Here is a 17,276-nt window from a genome sequence, read left to right on the forward strand (position 1 = left end):
GGGCTTCAGCCGCGATGGGGCGTTACCGGTAAAGCTCCATCGCGGCTGAAGCCGCTCCTACGGTCTATGACGCTCGTTGCTTTTGTTCAAGCGCTGCGCGTGGCGACCGCCGGCGGCACCGCCGCGGCACGGCGCGCCGGCCACAGCACCGCGATCTGCCCAAGCAACCACAGCAGCACCGCGCCGATCGGCAGGTAGAACAGCGGCAGGCGCGGCAACTCGTAGAGGTTCATCAGCATCAGGTTGAGCGAGTAGGCCAGCAGCATGCCGAGCACGATGCCGACGCTGGCGAGCAGGAAGTTCTCGGTCTGGAAGTAGCGCAGGATCTGGTTGCGGGTGGCGCCGAGCGCACGGCGGATGCCGATCTGCTTGGTGCGCTGCTGCACCCAGAAACTGGCCAGGCCGACGATGCCCAATGCGGTGACCAGCAGCAACAGTCCGCATACGCCGACCAGCAACCAGGCCATGTCGCGGTCGTTGCTGTAGTAGCGATCGCGCAGCGCTTGCAGGGTGTCGCTCTGCTTTTTGCTGATGATGCGCAGCGGTCCGTGCCCGTTCAGCGTCTTCTTGGCGGCCTCCAGCACTTCATCGCGGCGGCTCGGGTCGGCCACATTCAGCAGGTAAGCGCCACTGGCGTAGCTGGAGCGGCCGGGAAACAGCATCGATTCCTCGTAGCTGGACGCGGTCTTGCCGTCGCGCGGGCGAACCAGTCGGGCCACCACGCCGACCACGCGATGCGGGTTGTCACCGAAGACGTAGATCGATTTTCCGATGGCCTGTTCATTCGGAAACAGGCGCTGCGCCAGCGGCTGGGTGAGGATGACCGAGGGAAAACTCAGCTCGCTGTCACTGAGATTCGTATCGACGTACTCGTCCGCGTTGAAGTCGCGACCGGCCACCAGCTGCAGGCCCAGCGTGCGCAGCCCATCTTCGCCGACCATGTAGTTGGTGGCCTGCATGGTGTCTTCGTGCTGACCGGACGAGAGTTTGATGCCGCTGTTCCAGACCGAGTTGCCGTAGGGGATCTGGCTGATGATCGCTGCCGAGCGCACGCCGGGCAGCGCCCGCAGTGCATCCAGATCGGTGCGGGTGATGGCCATGATGTCGCCGTCGCGGTTGATCGCGTTGGTCTTGACCGTGACCAGGTGGGTCTCATCGACCCCGCTGGGGCGTTGGATGTATCCCAGCCGGTCGTTGATCAGGAACAACGCATTGCAGACGATCGCGCAGCTGGCCGCGATCTCCAGCACGATCAACATGGCGGCGAGCTTGTGGCGGCTCAGGGTGGAGATGATGGGGCGGATTTCCATAGGGGAGACCTTCGGAATCTTTAGCTGGATTGCCGCCGCGTCTGCGCTGACGAATGCGCGACGCCGGTGGATGGGACAACCATGAGGCCTCTGTTGAACATGCAGGAGGAGGCCTCGATGTTCACTGCGACTTGAGCTGGAGTGCCGGAGCGATCTTCATCGCGCGCAGCGCCGGCAGCAGGCCGGCGATGACGCTGCTGACAATCGCCAGGCCGAACGTGGCGGCGAGCATTCCTGCATCCAGATGCACCAGCTTGGCGTACTCGGTCGATTGATGGCGCACCAGCCATAGGCCGATGGCGGCCAGCCCCAGACCGAGCGTGCCGCCGGCCAGGCCGAGCGTGCCGGCTTCGACCAGGCATTGCGCCATGATCGCGCCGCGTGGCGCGCCCAGTGCGCGGCGCACGCCGATCTCACCACTGCGGCGCAGGAACTTGGCCAACATCAATCCCACGGTGTTGAGCAGGCAGATGCCGAGGAAGCCGAATGCCAACCACAATTGCAGGCGCACGTCGGCGGGGACGACCTCGTTGTGGTCGAGCCAACCTGCAGCGTCGTACAGGGCCACGTTGACGGGGCGCTGGTAACGCCCAGCGGCACGTTGCTGGGCGCTGTAGTTGGCGAGGTAGGCGCGATAGTCCGACGCCTGTGCCGGCGACTCCAGTTCCGCCCAGTACTGCACCCAGGCGCAGTCGGCGCGCAGACTGAGTGGGCCTTCCGGATCCTTGCTGCCGGTGTCGCCCCAGCAGTTCATGTTGCCGCTGGTGCCCATCTTGAGGTCGCGCGAGGTGGAGAACGGGACGAATACGTCCTCGACGTCACCGTACTGCTGATTGGTCAGGTCATAGAAGCGTGGATTGGGATTCCAGTCACCGATCACGCCGACGATGCGCAGACCGGTGCCGCCCAGTTTGAGCATGCGTCCGACCGGATTGGCGGCGCCGTACAGCTTATGTGCCATCGACTGGCTGATTACCGCCACCCGTGCGCGTGCTTCGTCGTCTGATGTGCTCCAGCCACCGCCCTCCGTGAACGGCACCTCGAACATCTTGAAGAAATCCGCCGAGGTGTAGCGTGCTTCGGACAGGAAGGGCGGCATGTTCGCGTCATCCGGCTCGATGGCCACACCACCGGCGGACATCATTGCCTGGTGCTTGGCGTGCTTCTCGCGCAGCAGCGTTTCCGCGTCCAGGCGGGTGAGCTGCTGCGCAGGCTCGTCGCCGGGGTGGTAGCCGCTGAGCGGACGTGGATCGAGCTGCACATAGAACAGTCGATCGCTCTTGTTCGGGATCGGATCGCCCGACAGCACGTGGAACACGGTCAGGGTGGTGATCGAGGTGCCGATGCCCAGCGCGATCGCCACCACCATCAGCGCGGTGAGGATCCTGTTGCGGCGGAAACTGCGCAGTGCCAGCTGTAGGTAATAGGCGAACATGAGGTTTTCGTCCTTAAGCACTGCGCGTGGCGACGGCCGGAGGCACGGCCGCAGCGCGGCGCGCCGGACCGAACACCGCGATCTGTCCGAGCAGCCACAGCAGCACCGCACCGACCGGCAGATAGATCAGCGGCAGGCGTGGCAGCTCGTAGCGGCCCATCAACAGTTGATTGAGCGAGTAGGCCAGCAACATGCCGAGCACGATGCCGATGCTGGCCAGCAGGAAGTTCTCGGTCTGGAAGTAGCGCAGCACCTGCCCGCGCGTGGCGCCGAGCGCACGCCGGATGCCGATCTGCTTGGTGCGCTGCTGCACCCAGAAGCTGGCCAGGCCGACGATGCCGAGCGCGGTGACCACCATCAACGACACGCACACCACGATCATCAGGCCGACCATCGCGCGGTCGTTGCGGAAGTACTCGTTGCGGATCTCTTCGTAGGTGCGGCTGCGCAGTACCAGGCGGTTCGGATCGAGCTGCATCAGTTTGTCCACGCTTGCCTTGAGCACTTCCTGGCGACGGGCCGGATCGCTGACACGCAGGAAGTAGAAGCCGCCGGTATAAGGCTGACGGATCGGCAGGATCAGTGAGTAGCCCTTGTCGATGCCTTCCCAGGTGTTCGGGCGCGCCAGTGTCTCCACCACGCCGACCACGGTCAGCGGGATGTTGCCGGTGTAGATCGTTTTGCCTACCGCGGGGCCATCGGGAAACAGCTTATGGGCCAGGGGCTGGCTGATGATCACTGCGGAAGAGACCTTTTCCGGGTGCTCGGCGAGCATCTTGTCTACCGCGGTGGCCAGCAGGATCTCGTCGGGCAGGAAGTCGCGTCCAGCTGCCAGTTGCAGGCCGAATGTCTTGACCAGGGTGTCGCCCTGGTACTGCGCGGCGTTGACGGTGTCGCGCTGTTGGTTGGGCACCAGCCCGAGGCCGGTATTGCTGGAATTGTCGAAGAACGGCACCTGGTTGCCCACCACGGCGGAGACCACGCCGGGTATCGCATGCAGTGCCGCCAGGTCCTCGGCGGTGCGTGCGTCGCCGTCGGTCTGCTTGCCGATGCCGGCCAGACTGATTTCCAGTACCTGGTCTTCGGCCAGGCCGCTGGGTTCGCTGAGCGTCTCGATGCGCTGAGTGATCAAAAACAGTGCGTTGCAGATGATGGCGCAGGTCAGCGCGATCTCGATGACGATCAGCGCAGCGGCGGTCTTGTGCCGCGATAGGGCGGAAAATATGGGGCGGATGTCCATGGGATCTCCTGGGAGCAGCGGAGCAAGCTCCGCGCTACTGACTCTTGAGTTGCAGGGCGGGCGCGACCTGCATCGCGCGCCAGGCGGGCAGCAGACCGGCGAGCATGCTGGCGAGCAAGGTGAGCGCGATGGTGGTCAGCAACATCGGAAGGTCCAGATGCGCCAGCGGGGCGTAGTCCACCGGTTGCTTTCGCACTGCAAGCAGACCAAGCAAAGCCAGACCGAGGCCAAGCAGGCCGCCGACCGTGCCCACGCTCACCGCTTCGACCAGGCATTGCATGAAGATGGCGCGACGGCTGGCACCAAGCGCGCGGCGCACGCCGATCTCGCCGCTGCGGCGCAGGAACTTGGCCAGCAACAGCCCGACGCTGTTGATCAGGCATACCACCAGGAAGCTCATCGCCAACCACATCTGCAGGCGCACATCACTGGGCACGACCTTGCGGTATTCCAGCAGCTCCATCACGTTGCGCAGGCGGGTATTGGGTGGACGTTGATAACGGCCGGCCTGACGTTGCTGGGCCGAGTAGTTGTCGAGGTAGGCCTTGTAGTCGGCGGCCTGGCCGGCGTTCTTCAGCTCCACCCAGTACTGCAGCCAGGTGCAACTGGCCTCGAGCGCGGTGCCGTCGCCTGTGGATGAGCCGTCGGCGGAGAAGCAGTTCATGTTGCCGCGCCGCGATAGTTTGACGTCCATCGCGGTGGCGAATGGCACGATCGCCTGCTCGGTCTCACCGTACTGGCCGTTGTACAGGTCGTAGAAGCGCGGACTTGGCCGCCATTCGTCCATCACCCCGATCACACGGAACGCTGTCTTCTCGATGCGCATGCTGCGGCCGGTACCGTCGGGCGTGCCGAACAGCTTCTCGCTGAGCTTGCGCGAGATCACCACCACCCGCGCGCGCGCCTCGTCGTCCGCGGCATTCCAGCCTCGGCCATGCAGCATCGGCACCTCGAACATTGGGAAGAAGTCGGCGGTGGCGAAGCGCAACATCAGTTGGAATGGCTTGAGCGTGCTGCCCTCCGGTTCGATCGCGCCGGTGCCGCCGGTAGTGATCGCCTGGCGGAACGCATGCTTCTCGCGCAGTAGTGCTTCGGCGTCGTAGCGGGTGAGCTGGCCTTCCGGTTCGGCGCCGGGCTGGTAGTAGGCGAGTGGCTCCGGATCGAGGCGCACGTTGAACAGGCGGGTGCTCTTGGACGGAATCGGATCGCCCGAGAGCACGTGGAACACCGTCAGCGTGGTCATCGAGGCGCCGATGCCGAGTGCGATCGCCAGCACCATCAGTGCGGTGAGCACCTTGTTGCGGCGAAAGCTGCGCAGGGCGAGGTTGGTGTAGTAGCCGAGCATGGCGACCTCCTCAGGCATCCGCGATGGAGGTGGCCGACACCGGATGCGGGCGCAGCAGCACCGGCTCACGCTCCAGATCGGTGGCCTGGCCATCGACGATGTGCACGTTGCGCTGTGCGCGTGCGGCCAGTTCCGGGTCGTGGGTGACCATCACGATGGTGGTGCCCTGGGAATTGATCTCCTCCAGCAGTTCCAGCACGCCGCGGGCCATCTGCGAGTCGAGGTTGCCGGTCGGTTCGTCGGCGAGCAGCAGGCGCGGGCTGCCGGCCAGGGCGCGCGCGATCGCCGCGCGCTGCTGCTGACCGCCGGACAGTTCGGCCGGGTAATGCTTCATGCGCGAACCGAGCCCGACCTTTCCGAGCGCTTCCTCGATGCGGCGCTTGCGTTCGGCGGCGGCCATGCCGCGATAGCGCAGCGGCACATCGACATTGTCGAACAGATTGAGATCGGGAATCAGGTTGAAGCCCTGGAAGATGAAACCGATCTTCTGGTTGCGCAGGCGCGAGCGCGCATCGTCGCCGAGGTGGCTCACGTCTTCGCCATCGAGCAGGTACTGCCCGCTGCTGAAGGTTTCCAGCAAGCCGGCGATGTTGAGGAAGGTGGTCTTGCCCGAGCCGGACGGACCGGTGACGGCGACGAACTCGCCCTCGCGCACGTGCAGGTCGAGCGAACGCAGCGCGTGGGTTTCAACCTGCTCGGTACGGAAGACCTTGGAGACCGATTGCATTTGCAGCATGGCTGTTTCCTCTGGTGGGTCGGGAGTGGGGATTTGGGATTCGGGATTCGGGATCAGGTAGCAGGATCGTGCTTCAACGAATCCCCAATCCCGAATCCCCAATCCCCGCTTCTAATGCACTGTCACACGCTCGGCATCGCCGAACTGATCGCTGCCGGAGACCACGACGCGGTCGCCGGGTTGCAGGCCGGAAATCACCTCGACTTCGCCGAGGCTTGCAGCACCGAGCTGGACCGGGCGCCGTGCCGCGGTGCGACCGTCCATCACGTAGGCATAGCGGCCGCCGGACTGCTCGACGAACGGGCCGCGTTCGACCTTGAGCACGTTCCTGCGGGTATCCATCAACACCCGTGCGCTCATGCGCTGGCTCTGGCGCAGGCCCGGCGGTTGCTTGTCGGAGAAGCGGATGCGTGCGGTGACCTCGCCGTTGACCACTTCCGGCGACACCGCCGAGATCGCGCCGGGGAACGGTTCGCCGCTGCCGCTGGTGAGCTGCGCCGGCATGCCGATCGCCAGGTCGCGGGCGAAGCTCTCCGGCACCTTGATCTCAAGTTCGAACTTGCTCAGATCGACCACGCCCAGCACCGGCGCGTTGGCGATGACCTGGGTGTGCTGCACCGCCTGCACCTGGCCGACCTGGCCGTCGAATGGTGCGCGCAGCGTCAGTGCATCGACCTGGCGCTGCACCTCGTTCACCACCGCGCGCTGGCGGTCGGCGAGCAGGCGCTTGTTGCGTGCATCCAGGTCACCGGCCTCGCCCTTGATGTTGGCCTCGCGCTGCGCGTTCTGCAGTTCGAGGTCGGTCTTCTTGAGCGTGTCCTGGGCCTTGGCCAGTTCGACCTGCGGCACCGCGCCGCCATCGAAGGCGCGCTGGTAGCGCTCCAGATCGCGTGCGGCGGCCTGGCGGTCGATCTGTGCCTGGTCGTTGAGCTTGCGGCCCTCCGCCTTGGCCAGCGTGGCGTCGAGCGTGGCGCGGCTGGTCTCCGCTTCCAGGCCGGCGAGCGTGGCCTGTTCCTGTGCCAGCTTGCTGCGCAGCTCGGGGCTGTCGATCACCGCCAGCTCCTGGCCCTGCTTGACCACGTCGCCGGCGACGACCTTCAGGTCGACGGTGCCAGCCGAGATCGCGTACAGGATCGGACTGTTGGCGGCGATCACCCGGCCATCGGCGGCGATGTCGCGGACCAGATCACCACGGGTCACCGCGGCGATGCGTACGCGTGAGGCATCGAACGAGCGCGTGCCGGCGCTCCAGCCCGAAATAGCCCAGCCGATGGCGGCCAGTACGGCCAGGCCGGCCACGGCCGGCCACAGCCAGCGCCGCCACGCCGCGCGTGGCGAGCGAGAGATAAGAACCTGGTCCTGTGCGGAGGTGTCGCGGATCATCGGAAACGTCGCCCCAGTGAAGTCGTGATTCATTAAGCAGGCGGCGTGCCAATCGCAAGTTTTTGAAATAGAACAATTTTTATATCGCGGACCGGGTGTCCGGGTGTCCGCGGACACCGGTCCCGGACACCTTGTCCGGCCACAGCCAATGCGAGGACAAGATCGGACATCGCTAGAATGCGTTCTTTCCTTCGGATGGCTTGCCCTATGTGCGGTATCGTCGGCGCGATCGCGGATCGCGATGTGGTTCCGGTCCTGATCGAGGGCCTCAAGCGCCTGGAATACCGCGGTTACGACTCCTCCGGCATCGCTGTGATCGACGGCGACCACATCCGCCGCGTGCGTCGTACCGGACGCGTGGCCGAGATGGCCGCCGCCGCCGAGGCCGAGCATTTCGACGCCAGCATCGGCATCGGCCATACCCGCTGGGCCACCCACGGCGGCGTGACCGAGGCCAACGCCCACCCGCACCTCAGCCAGGGCGTGGTGCTGGTCCACAACGGCATCATCGAGAACCACGAGGAACAGCGCGAGAAGCTGCGCGCGCTGGGTTATGCGTTCGAGTCGCAGACCGACACCGAGGTGATCGCGCACCTGATCCATCACCATCTGGCGCAGGACGGCGTCGATCTGCTCGGTGCGCTGCAACGCACGGTCAAGGAACTGCATGGTGCCTATGCACTGGCGGTGGTGAGCCAGGACGAGCCGGACCGCTTCGTCTGCGCGCGCATGGGCTGCCCGTTGCTGATCGGTATCGGCGAGGGCGAGAACTTCGTTGCTTCCGACGTCTCGGCGGTGTTGCAGGCCACCCGCAAGGTGATCTTCCTGGAGGAAGGCGACACCGCTGAAATCCGTCGCGACAGCGTGCGCATCTTCGATGCCAGCGATGCGCGGGTCGAACGCGAGCTGCACCTGTCGGACGTGTCGTTGGCTTCGCTGGAGCTGGGCCCGTACAGCCACTTCATGCAGAAAGAAATTCACGAGCAGCCGCGCGCGCTCGGCGACACGCTGGAAGCGGCGATCGACGCCGGTGGTTTTCCCGCCGGGCTGTTCGGCAAGCATGCGGCCGAGGTGCTGGCCGGCATCGAGGGCATCCAGATCCTGGCGTGCGGCACCAGCTATTACGCTGGCCTGACCGCGCGCTACTGGATCGAGTCGATCGCCAACCTGCCGTGCAGCGTGGAGATCGCCAGCGAGTACCGCTATCGCCTGGCCTACGCGAACCCGAAGCATCTGATCGTCACCATTTCCCAGTCCGGCGAAACGCTGGACACGATGGAGGCGCTGAAATACGCCAAGTCGCTCGGCCATCGGCACACGCTGTCGATCTGCAACGTGCCCGAGAGCGCGATCCCGCGCGCCAGCGAACTGGTCTGCTACACCCGCGCCGGCGCCGAGATCGGCGTGGCCTCGACCAAGGCCTTCACCACCCAGCTGGCGGTGTTGTTCCAGCTGGCGGTGGTGCTGGGCAAGGTGCGTGGACGCGTGAGCGAGGCCAACGAGGCCGGCTATCTGGAACAGATGCGCTTCCTGCCGGGCAGCGTGCAGCACGCGCTCAACCTGGAGCCGCAGATCCAGGTCTGGGCCGAGCGTTTCGCGACCAAGCCCAACGCGCTGTTCCTCGGCCGTGGCCTGCATTACCCGATCGCGCTGGAAGGCGCGCTCAAGCTGAAGGAAATCTCCTACATCCACGCCGAGGCGTATCCGGCCGGCGAGTTGAAGCACGGGCCGCTGGCGCTGGTCGACGCAGCGATGCCGGTGGTGGTGATCGCGCCCAACGACAGCCTGCTGGAGAAGGTGAAATCCAACATGCAGGAAGTGCGCGCACGCGGCGGCGAGTTGTTCGTGTTCGCCGACCAGGACAGCAACTTCACCGAGTCCGAAGGCGTGCACGTGATCCGCACCCCGCGCCACACTGGCCTGCTCAGCCCGATCGTGCACACGATCCCGGTGCAGTTGCTGGCCTACCACGCCGCACTGGCGCGCGGCACCGATGTGGACAAGCCGCGCAATCTGGCCAAGAGCGTGACGGTGGAGTAGGTCTTCGTTGTTGCTGGAAAATCCGACGATTATCCGGAGTGTGTCGTGCGCTTTTTCACCTCATGAGAGGTGCATGACACGCTCCAGGGGCCGTTCTTGCTGAACGGCGCCGGGTATTTCTGACGGGGTTGTTGCACCTGGCATGTTGATCATCTGTTTGGGTCGTGCCGGCCGGCATTGAAGGACGTACCGCGCCGTCCATTCATATCCAGCGTGCATGAGTGATATCCAGCTGATGCTCTGTTTCCATCAGTGTGGCGCGGTTAGCTTGGGGGCTTGCCCAATACGAGCGCGCCCCGATGCGTCCAGATTCCAGCTTCCGCACCGCCCTGTTCGGTCCAGGCGTGCTGATCATCCTGCTGACCTTGGCCGGCTTTGTCTCGGCGGCACCGCTGGGGCCGCTGCAGATTCAACAACAGGGCGGTCTGTCTGCCGGCGGCTCGGAGATGACCCAGCCCGGCACGTTCGATCCCTATAGTCCGCTCAAGCCGGATGGACAGAGTTTCCACGGCGATCACGTCTACGCGTTCTACCAGATACCGGTAAACGCCAAGCCGCTGCCGATCGTGATGTTGCATGGCGCTGGCCAGTCTTCCAGAAGCTGGGAGACCACGGCGGATGGCCGCGAGGGCTTTCAGAACATCTTTCTCCGTCGAGGATTTGCGACGTACCTGGTCGATCAACCCAGGCGCGGGAAGGCCGGAAGGAGCATGGTCGAGCAGACGGTGAAGCCTGTTGCCGACGAGCAGTTGTGGTTCAACCAGTTCCGTATCGGCGTGTGGCCGAACGCGTTCCAGGGCAGCCAGTTTCCACCGGGCGACGTCGCTCGCGAGCAGTTCTTCCGCTCCATGACGCCCAACACCGGTCCTTACGATATCGAGGTCGTCTCCGATGGGATGTCGGCCCTGTTCGACAAGATCGGCCCGGCCATCCTGTTCACGCATTCCCAGGGCGGCGGCCCGGGTTGGCTGACTGCCACCAAGAGCGGCAACGTCAGGGCCATCGTCGCCTTCGAACCCGGCAGCGATTTCGTGTTTCCCGAAGGCGAGGCACCGGAGCCCATCGCCAGTGCGTTCGACACGCTCAAGCCGCGTGTCGTTTCAAAGGCGCAGTTCGATGCGCTCACCCACATTCCGATCGTCATCTTCTACGGGGACAACATCCCCGCCGAACCGGTTCGCCTGCCTGCTCAGGACAGCTGGCGTGCCCGCCTGGAGATGGCCCGGCTCTGGCGGGATGCCGTCAATCGGCACGGCGGTGACGTGCGGCTCATCCATCTGCCGGAGATCGGCATCAAGGGCAACAGCCACTTCATCTTCTCGGACCTCAACAACCTCGAGATCGCCGACCTCGTGTCGAGATTTCTCGCCGACAAGCACCTGGATTGACAGGAGAACCCCATGAAACGAAACGCCATGAGAGCCACGCTGTTCGCGGTGATGCTCGGACTCGCCGCAGGCAATGCGAATGCCGCCGACTACAGGCTCAATCCGTACACCCTGGTCTATGAAGGGGCGATCACCCGCAACGAGCCCGGCAAGGTCAACATCCACCCGGTGTCCTACCCGCTCAATGGCCTGGAGATCGCCGCCAACGTCTACACACCTGCCAACTACGACCCGGGCAGGAAATATCCCGCGGTGGTGGTCGCGCACCCCAATGGCGGGGTGAAGGAACAGGTGGCAGGCCTGTATGCGCAGCGCCTGGCCGAGCAGGGCTACATCACCATTGCGGCGGATGCGGCCTACCAGGGCGCCAGTGGCGGCCAGCCACGCAATGTGGACAAGCCTGCCTTCCGTGTCGAGGACATCCACGGCATGGCGGATTACATCGCCCGCTATCCGGGTGTCGATACCACGCGCTTGGGCCTGCTCGGCATCTGTGGCGGTGGCGGTTATTCGTTGGCGGCGGCGAAGACCGACAAGCGTTTCAAGGCGATCGCGACGATCAGCATGTTCAACTCCGGCCGTGTCCGTCGCAACGGCTACGTCGATTCGCAGGTGCAGACCATCCAGCAGCGTCTGCAGCAGGCCTCCGATGCGCGGGCGCAGGAGGCGGCGGGCGGCGAAGTGCTCTACTCAGGCGATGTCAAGTTGACCGATGAGCAGGTCGCGAAGCTTCCGTTCGACCTGTATCGGCAGGGGTACGAGTACTACGGGAAGACGCATGCCCACCCTCGCTCCACCTTCAAGTACACCACCAGCAGCTTGCTGGATCTGATGCGCTGGGATGCGACCGATCAGATCGCGCTGATCGATCAGCCGCTGCTGATGATCGCCGGCAGCAAGGCCGACAGCCTGTACATGACCGAGGACGCTTTCGCCAAGGCGACCGGGACGAAAGACAAGGAACTGTTCAAGCTCGATGGCGCCACCCACATCGAAACATACTGGGTGCCCAAGTATGTCGACGCCGCGGTGGGCAAGCTGACGACCTTCTACGGCCGGACCCTCTGACGTGGCGGCATCGATCACGGTCAATGCCCTGCTGGGGCTTGCGCTTTGTGTCGCGGCGCCCTTTGCGCAGGGCAGCGAGGCCGCGCAGCGGATCGCGCGCGCGGGCACACAGTCCTCCACATCGGGCCCGGCCGAGTATTTCACCGGCAAGGTGCGCGTGGATCCGTTGTTCCAGGCCGATACGAGCATTCAAGCCTCCGCGGCTTATGTGACGTTTGAGCCAGGTGCGCGTTCGGCATGGCACGTCCATCCGGGGGGCCAACGACTGGTCGTGGTGTCCGGTATCGGCCTGACACAGGAATGGGGCAAGCCGGTGCAGGAGATCCGCGTAGGAGATGTGGTGGCGTGTCCGCCGGGTGTGAAGCATTGGCATGGCGCCGCTCCGAACAGCGCGATGACCCACCTCGCCGTGAGCGGCGTGTCGGACGGCAAGACTGTTGAATGGATGGAGAAAGTCAGCGATGACCAGTACAACTTTCGTTGAGCGCTTATGGGGTGGATGGGCCGCGACCTGCGCATTGAGCGCGGGCTTGATGATCTCGCCGGCGGAAGCAGGCACGCACGCAGAGGAACTCCAGGCCATGAGCAGCGCCCAGCCCGTCTCACAGGTGCTGTCGGCCAGACAACAGGCGATTCCGCTGATCGCCGCCGCAATGGCCACCAGCAACATGTCCCAGCTCAACGCCGCGTTGAATCGAGGGCTCGATGCCGGCCTGACCATCAGTGAGGCCAAGGAAATCCTCGTGCAGCTTTACGCCTATACCGGTTTCCCGCGCAGCCTCAATGCCCTGGGTGAGCTCATGAGGGTGGTCGACGCACGCAGGCAGCAGGGCATCGAGGACGCGCCAGGGCGAGAGCCCAGCCGCCCGATCCCCGTGGGTGATGCACTGCTGGCAGCAGGGACGGCCAACCAGACCCGCATTTCCGGCGCGCCGGTGAAGGGGCCGGTGATGGAGTTCGCACCGATCATCAACCAGTACCTGCAAGCGCACCTGTTTGGCGACATCTTCGAACGCGACAACCTGGATTGGCAGAGTCGAGAGCTGGCCACGGTCGGCGCTTTGGCGGCCACGCCGGGTGTGGAAGCGCAACTGCGCTCGCACATGGGGGCCAGCAGGCGGGTCGGCCTGACCAGCGTGCAACTGCGTCAGCTGGCGCAACTGCTGGCCGAAAGCGGCGACACAGCGGCCGCTGGGCGAGCCAATGAGGCACTGGATCAACATCTGGCTTCAACCCGCTGAAGCAATGCCTGCCGACAACACCGCGGCAGAAACGCCATCCGTCATGACGTGGAGACAACGATGAGCAACACCCCGCCCAATACGCGACGCCGCGAGCTGCTGATGGGGGCCGCCACATTGGCCGCATTCCCGCTGGTGAGCGGACTGGCCGCCTGCCAGGCTTCAGACCGGCAGCACGGAAACGGTGCTGCCGGCAGCAAGCGTGGCGGTGCAACGGCAGCGGGCGCCGCCGCCATGCTGAGCAGTCGCAGAAAGCTGGGGGAACTGGAGGTCTCCAGCGTGGGTCTTGGCGTGCAGAACATGAGCCGCACTTACCAGACCACGATTCCGTCGCGAACCGAGATGCACAACATCATCCGGAGCGCATTCGATCGTGGTCTTACCTTCTACGATGCGGCGGAGGCATACGGACCGCACGAGGTCGAACGGATTCTCGGTGAAGGCGTTGCACCCTTCCGCAACGAGATCGTGATCGCTACGAAGTTCGGTTGGAACATCGATCTGGAGACCGGCGCGCGTGGCCCGGGACTGATCAGCCGGCCCGACCACATCAAGCAGGTGGTGGAAGGCATGCTCAAGCGCCTGCGTACGGACCGCATCGATCTGCTGTATCAGCATCGGGTAGACCCCCAGGTGCCGATCGAAGACGTGGCCGGCGCGATCAAGGACCTGATGGCGCAAGGCAAGGTGCTGCACTGGGGTCTTTCCGAGATGGGCCCGCAGACGTTGCGTCGCGCCCATGCCGTGTTGCCTGTGACTGCCGTGCAGAATGAGTATTCGATGCTGTGGCGTGGTCCGGAGCAGGAGATCATTCCGATCTGCGAAGAGCTCGGCATCGGCTTCGTGCCATGGAGCCCGCTCGGCGTGGGTTTCCTCACCGGCGCCATCGATGAGAGAACGCGATTCGCCGAGGGCGATATCCGCGGGGCCGAAACGCGTTTCGCCCCGGAAAGCATTACCCAGAATCTTGCGCTCGTGCGGATCCTGAAGACCTGGGCCGAGCGCAAGAGCGCGACACCCGCCCGGATCGCGCTGGCATGGTTGATGGCACAGAAACCGTGGATCGTGCCGATTCCCGGCACCACGCAGATGGCGCACATGCTCGACAACATCGGTGCCGCAGACGTGGCATTGAGCACGGGAGAGCTTGAGGAGTTGAACGCCGCACTCGGCGCGGTGACCATCCAGGGCGAGAGGTTGCCGCCAGGAATACTCGCCTTCAGCGGTGTGGAGGCGCCTGTGAAGTAGCGCGAGTCCTGTTGCGATGATGCGGCGTTGCAGTCTCAGTCCCGATACCGCAGCGCATCGCGAAGCAGGGTGAAGGCGGGGGAAGACTGCCTCCGGCTGGGGTAATACAAATGGTAGCCGGGGAAAGGCGGGCACCAGTCAGACAGTACGCGGGCCAGCGTGCCCGCTTCGACATAGGGGAGAACCAGATCCTCGGGCATATAGGCCAGCCCCAGCCCTTCCAGGGCTGCGGTCAACCGCATGCCGATGTTGTTGAACACCAGCTGGCCCTCGACCCTCACCTTGAGCTCCTGGCCCTTCTTTTCGAACTCCCACGCGAAGATGCCGCCGTGCGTCGGCAGGCGGATGGTGATGCAGTTGTGCCGGGTGAGATCGTGCGGTGACTTCGGCTTTGGGTGGCGTCGGAAGTAGTCGGGCGAACCCACCACCGCCATGCGCAGTTCGGGCCCGACGCGGACTGCGATCATGTCCTTGGCCACCTGTTCGCCCATGCGGATGCCTGCGTCGTAACCCTCCGCGACGATATCCGTGAGGCCGTAGTCGACGATCACCTCGATGTTGAGGTCGGGATGCTCCGGCAGCAGCTTGCCCAGCACCGGTTGCATGATCGTGATCGCCGCATGCTCTCCGGCGGTGATGCGCAGCCGGCCGGCCGGTTTGTCGCGGAAGGCGTTGAGCTGGGCAAGCTCGGTGTCGATCTCTTCAAACCGCGGTGCGATCACGCGCAACAGCTGCTCACCCGCTTCGGTCGGCGAAACGCTGCGGGTGGTGCGCGCCAGCAGGCGCACGCCCAGGCGCTCTTCCAGCTGGCGCATGGATCGACTCAGTGCAGGTTGGGACATGCCCAGCTGGGCTGCGGCCCGGGTGAAACTTCGCTCGCGGGCCACCAGGGCAAACATGGCCAGCTGGTCGTAGTTCTCCACGCCCATTGATGCATACCGGATATAAGCGATATCCGATTATGCCTCTACAAGGTGGATTCGTGCGGGCGTAGATTGCCTGCATGACGAGTCCATCCCCCAACACCGGGCGTCGCACGGTCATCGCCGCCCTCGCATCGCTTCCGCTGGGGTGCGCTGCCGGGAAATCAGAGAGCCCGGTGGGGCCCGTGCGTGCTGCTTCGAGAACCTTGGTGGCGTACTTTTCGCGCTCGGGAAATACCCGGGTCGTCGCCGGGCTGATCCATCGGAGCCGGGAAAGCGACCTGTTCGAGATCCAGCCCGCAACGGCCTATCCGGAGGACTATCTGGAAACGGTGGCGCAGGCGCGGCAGGAGCGCGACCAGGGCGATGAGCCGGCGCTGCGCTCGACCATTGCGGATGTCGGCCGCTACGACACGGTGTACCTCGGCTTCCCGATCTGGGGCGAGACCGCGCCTGCGATCATCCGCTCGTTGCTGTCCCGGCATGACATGAGCGGCAAGGACATCATCCCCTTCATCACCCACGGTGGTTACGGCGTGGGCAGCAGCTTGCGCGTCCTCGCCGATCACGCACCGAAGGCACGAATCCTGGAGGCTTTCACGATGCAGGCCGACCAGGAGCGAAAAACCATGGAAAGCGTCAACAGCTGGTTGGCCCATCCAAACAAATCCCGATAAGGAGTCAGCAATGAAGACACGCATGCTTGGGCAAGGCCTTGAAGTGTCCGCCCTCGGCCTGGGCTGCATGGGCATGAGTTCCGCCTACGGTCCCGCGGCGGATAAGCAGGAAATGATCAAGCTCATCCGCGATGCCGTCGAGCGCGGCCTGACCCACTTCGATACCGCCGAAGCGTATGGTCCTTTCGTCAACGAGGCGCTGGTGGGCGAGGCACTTGAGCCATTGCGCGATCGCGTTGTCATTGCCACCAAGTTCGGCTTCGACATCGATCTTGCGACCGGAGCACGGGGAGGCGGCACCAACAGCCGGCCGGAACACATCAAGGCGGTGGCCGAAGCCAGCTTGAAGCGTCTTCGCACCGATCGCATCGACCTGTTCTACCAGCATCGTGTCGATCCGGCGGTGCCGATCGAGGACGTGGCCGGTGCGGTCAAGGCGCTCATTGCAGAGGGCAAGGTCAAGCACTTCGGACTCTCCGAAGCGGGTGTGCAGACCATCCGCAGGGCGCATGCGGTACAGGCCGTGACCGCGGTGCAGAGCGAGTACTCGCTGTTCTGGCGTGAACCCGAGCAGGAACTGCTGCCCACCCTGGAAGAGCTGAAGATCGGTTTCGTGCCTTTCAGCCCGTTGGGCGCCGGATTCCTGACCGGCAAGATCGACGAGCACACTCAGTTCGACCCGACGGATTTCCGCAATGTTGTGCCTCGCTTCTCCGCAGAATCCCGGCGCGCGAACATGGTGCTGGTGGAGGTCGTGAAGACACTGGCGGCCGAAAAGGGCGCGACGCCGGCGCAGGTGGCCTTGGCCTGGTTGCTTGCGCAGAAGCCGTGGATCGCGCCGATTCCCGGCACCACCAAGCTGCATCGGCTCGATGAAAATCTGGGTGCGGTGGATCTGGTGCTGGACGAGGGCGATCTGGCCCGCATCGACCAGGAGCTGGCGAAGATCCGCATCAGCGGCGAGCGTCTGCCGGAAGCAGCGTTGAAGATGACCGGAAAGTAGGGTGCCGAACTCCATCTCCTGCAGGATGGAGCACGAGCGGGCAGAGCACGCTGCGCTGGGTGTCACCCGCACCCGGCCAGGCGCTTCCGCGCGACAAGCGAATCCTTTCAGCTCTGCAGGCTGAGGATCCCCATCCCCGGGCACCGCGACAGCGGAGTGCATCGCGGGAACGGGAATTCCCTACAAAACGTTGCTTCTGAACCCGCCTGGCGCGCGCTGGTTTCCAGGGTTGCTTCCCG

13 protein-coding genes and 1 pseudogene are annotated in these 17,276 nt (G+C 64.6%); 7 read left to right on the forward strand and 7 right to left on the reverse strand.

Annotation, left to right across the window (positions count from 1 at the left end):
• Positions 1–86: 86 nt before the first annotated feature.
• The 6 genes from AC3WJE_RS16360 to AC3WJE_RS16385 form a co-directional block, all read right to left on the reverse strand.
• A complete protein-coding gene (locus tag AC3WJE_RS16360; RefSeq protein ID WP_493731878.1) occupies positions 87–1,310 on the reverse strand; it encodes an ABC transporter permease in 1,224 nt (407 codons plus the stop codon).
• A gap of 121 nt (positions 1,311–1,431) precedes the next feature.
• Positions 1,432–2,745 (reverse strand): ABC transporter permease, encoded by a 1,314-nt coding sequence (locus AC3WJE_RS16365; RefSeq protein WP_493731879.1) that lies wholly within the window; start codon positions 2,743–2,745, stop codon positions 1,432–1,434.
• Positions 2,746–2,758: 13 nt separating this feature from the next.
• Positions 2,759–3,985 carry an ABC transporter permease gene (locus tag AC3WJE_RS16370; RefSeq protein WP_493731880.1) on the reverse strand — a complete coding sequence of 409 codons (1,227 nt, stop codon included), beginning with the start codon at positions 3,983–3,985 and terminating at the stop codon, positions 2,759–2,761.
• A 34-nt stretch (positions 3,986–4,019) separates the two neighbouring features.
• Complete coding sequence (locus AC3WJE_RS16375; protein ID WP_493731881.1) at positions 4,020–5,330, reverse strand: ABC transporter permease; 1,311 nt, start codon at positions 5,328–5,330, stop codon at positions 4,020–4,022.
• A 10-nt stretch (positions 5,331–5,340) separates the two neighbouring features.
• Positions 5,341–6,066: an ABC transporter ATP-binding protein gene (locus AC3WJE_RS16380; protein ID WP_493731882.1), complete on the reverse strand. Its 726-nt coding sequence runs from the start codon at positions 6,064–6,066 to the stop codon at positions 5,341–5,343.
• A gap of 111 nt (positions 6,067–6,177) precedes the next feature.
• Positions 6,178–7,449 (reverse strand): efflux RND transporter periplasmic adaptor subunit, encoded by a 1,272-nt coding sequence (locus tag AC3WJE_RS16385; protein WP_493731883.1) that lies wholly within the window; start codon positions 7,447–7,449, stop codon positions 6,178–6,180.
• A 207-nt stretch (positions 7,450–7,656) separates the two neighbouring features.
• On the opposite strand from AC3WJE_RS16385, the gene glmS reads away from it, so the two are divergent.
• The 5 genes and pseudogenes from glmS (at position 7,657) to AC3WJE_RS16410 (ending at position 14,434) form a co-directional block, all read left to right on the forward strand.
• Positions 7,657–9,489, forward strand: a complete 1,833-nt coding sequence (gene glmS / locus AC3WJE_RS16390) for a glutamine--fructose-6-phosphate transaminase (isomerizing) (protein WP_493731884.1) — start codon at positions 7,657–7,659, stop codon at positions 9,487–9,489.
• Between the two features lie 299 nt (positions 9,490–9,788).
• Positions 9,789–10,877 carry an alpha/beta hydrolase gene (locus tag AC3WJE_RS16395; protein WP_493731885.1) on the forward strand — a complete coding sequence of 363 codons (1,089 nt, stop codon included), beginning with the start codon at positions 9,789–9,791 and terminating at the stop codon, positions 10,875–10,877.
• Positions 10,878–10,889: 12 nt separating this feature from the next.
• Positions 10,890–11,945: an alpha/beta hydrolase gene (locus AC3WJE_RS16400; RefSeq protein WP_493731886.1), complete on the forward strand. Its 1,056-nt coding sequence runs from the start codon at positions 10,890–10,892 to the stop codon at positions 11,943–11,945.
• A 13-nt stretch (positions 11,946–11,958) separates the two neighbouring features.
• Positions 11,959–13,186, forward strand: a pseudogene (locus AC3WJE_RS16405) ((R)-mandelonitrile lyase).
• Between the two features lie 234 nt (positions 13,187–13,420).
• Positions 13,421–14,434: an aldo/keto reductase gene (locus AC3WJE_RS16410; protein ID WP_493731905.1), complete on the forward strand. Its 1,014-nt coding sequence runs from the start codon at positions 13,421–13,423 to the stop codon at positions 14,432–14,434.
• A 35-nt stretch (positions 14,435–14,469) separates the two neighbouring features.
• On the opposite strand, the gene AC3WJE_RS16415 is transcribed toward AC3WJE_RS16410, so the two are convergent.
• Complete coding sequence (locus AC3WJE_RS16415; RefSeq protein WP_493731887.1) at positions 14,470–15,363, reverse strand: LysR family transcriptional regulator; 894 nt, start codon at positions 15,361–15,363, stop codon at positions 14,470–14,472.
• Between the two features lie 74 nt (positions 15,364–15,437).
• On the opposite strand from AC3WJE_RS16415, the gene AC3WJE_RS16420 reads away from it, so the two are divergent.
• Both AC3WJE_RS16420 and AC3WJE_RS16425 read left to right on the forward strand, forming a co-directional pair.
• A complete protein-coding gene (locus AC3WJE_RS16420) occupies positions 15,438–16,034 on the forward strand; it encodes a flavodoxin (RefSeq protein ID WP_493731888.1) in 597 nt (198 codons plus the stop codon).
• A 10-nt stretch (positions 16,035–16,044) separates the two neighbouring features.
• Positions 16,045–17,037 carry an aldo/keto reductase gene (locus AC3WJE_RS16425; RefSeq protein ID WP_493731889.1) on the forward strand — a complete coding sequence of 331 codons (993 nt, stop codon included), beginning with the start codon at positions 16,045–16,047 and terminating at the stop codon, positions 17,035–17,037.
• The last annotated feature ends 239 nt before the right edge of the window (positions 17,038–17,276 follow it).

The sequence above is a fragment of the Pseudomonas sp. GW821-FHT07E12 genome, assembly GCF_058986605.1.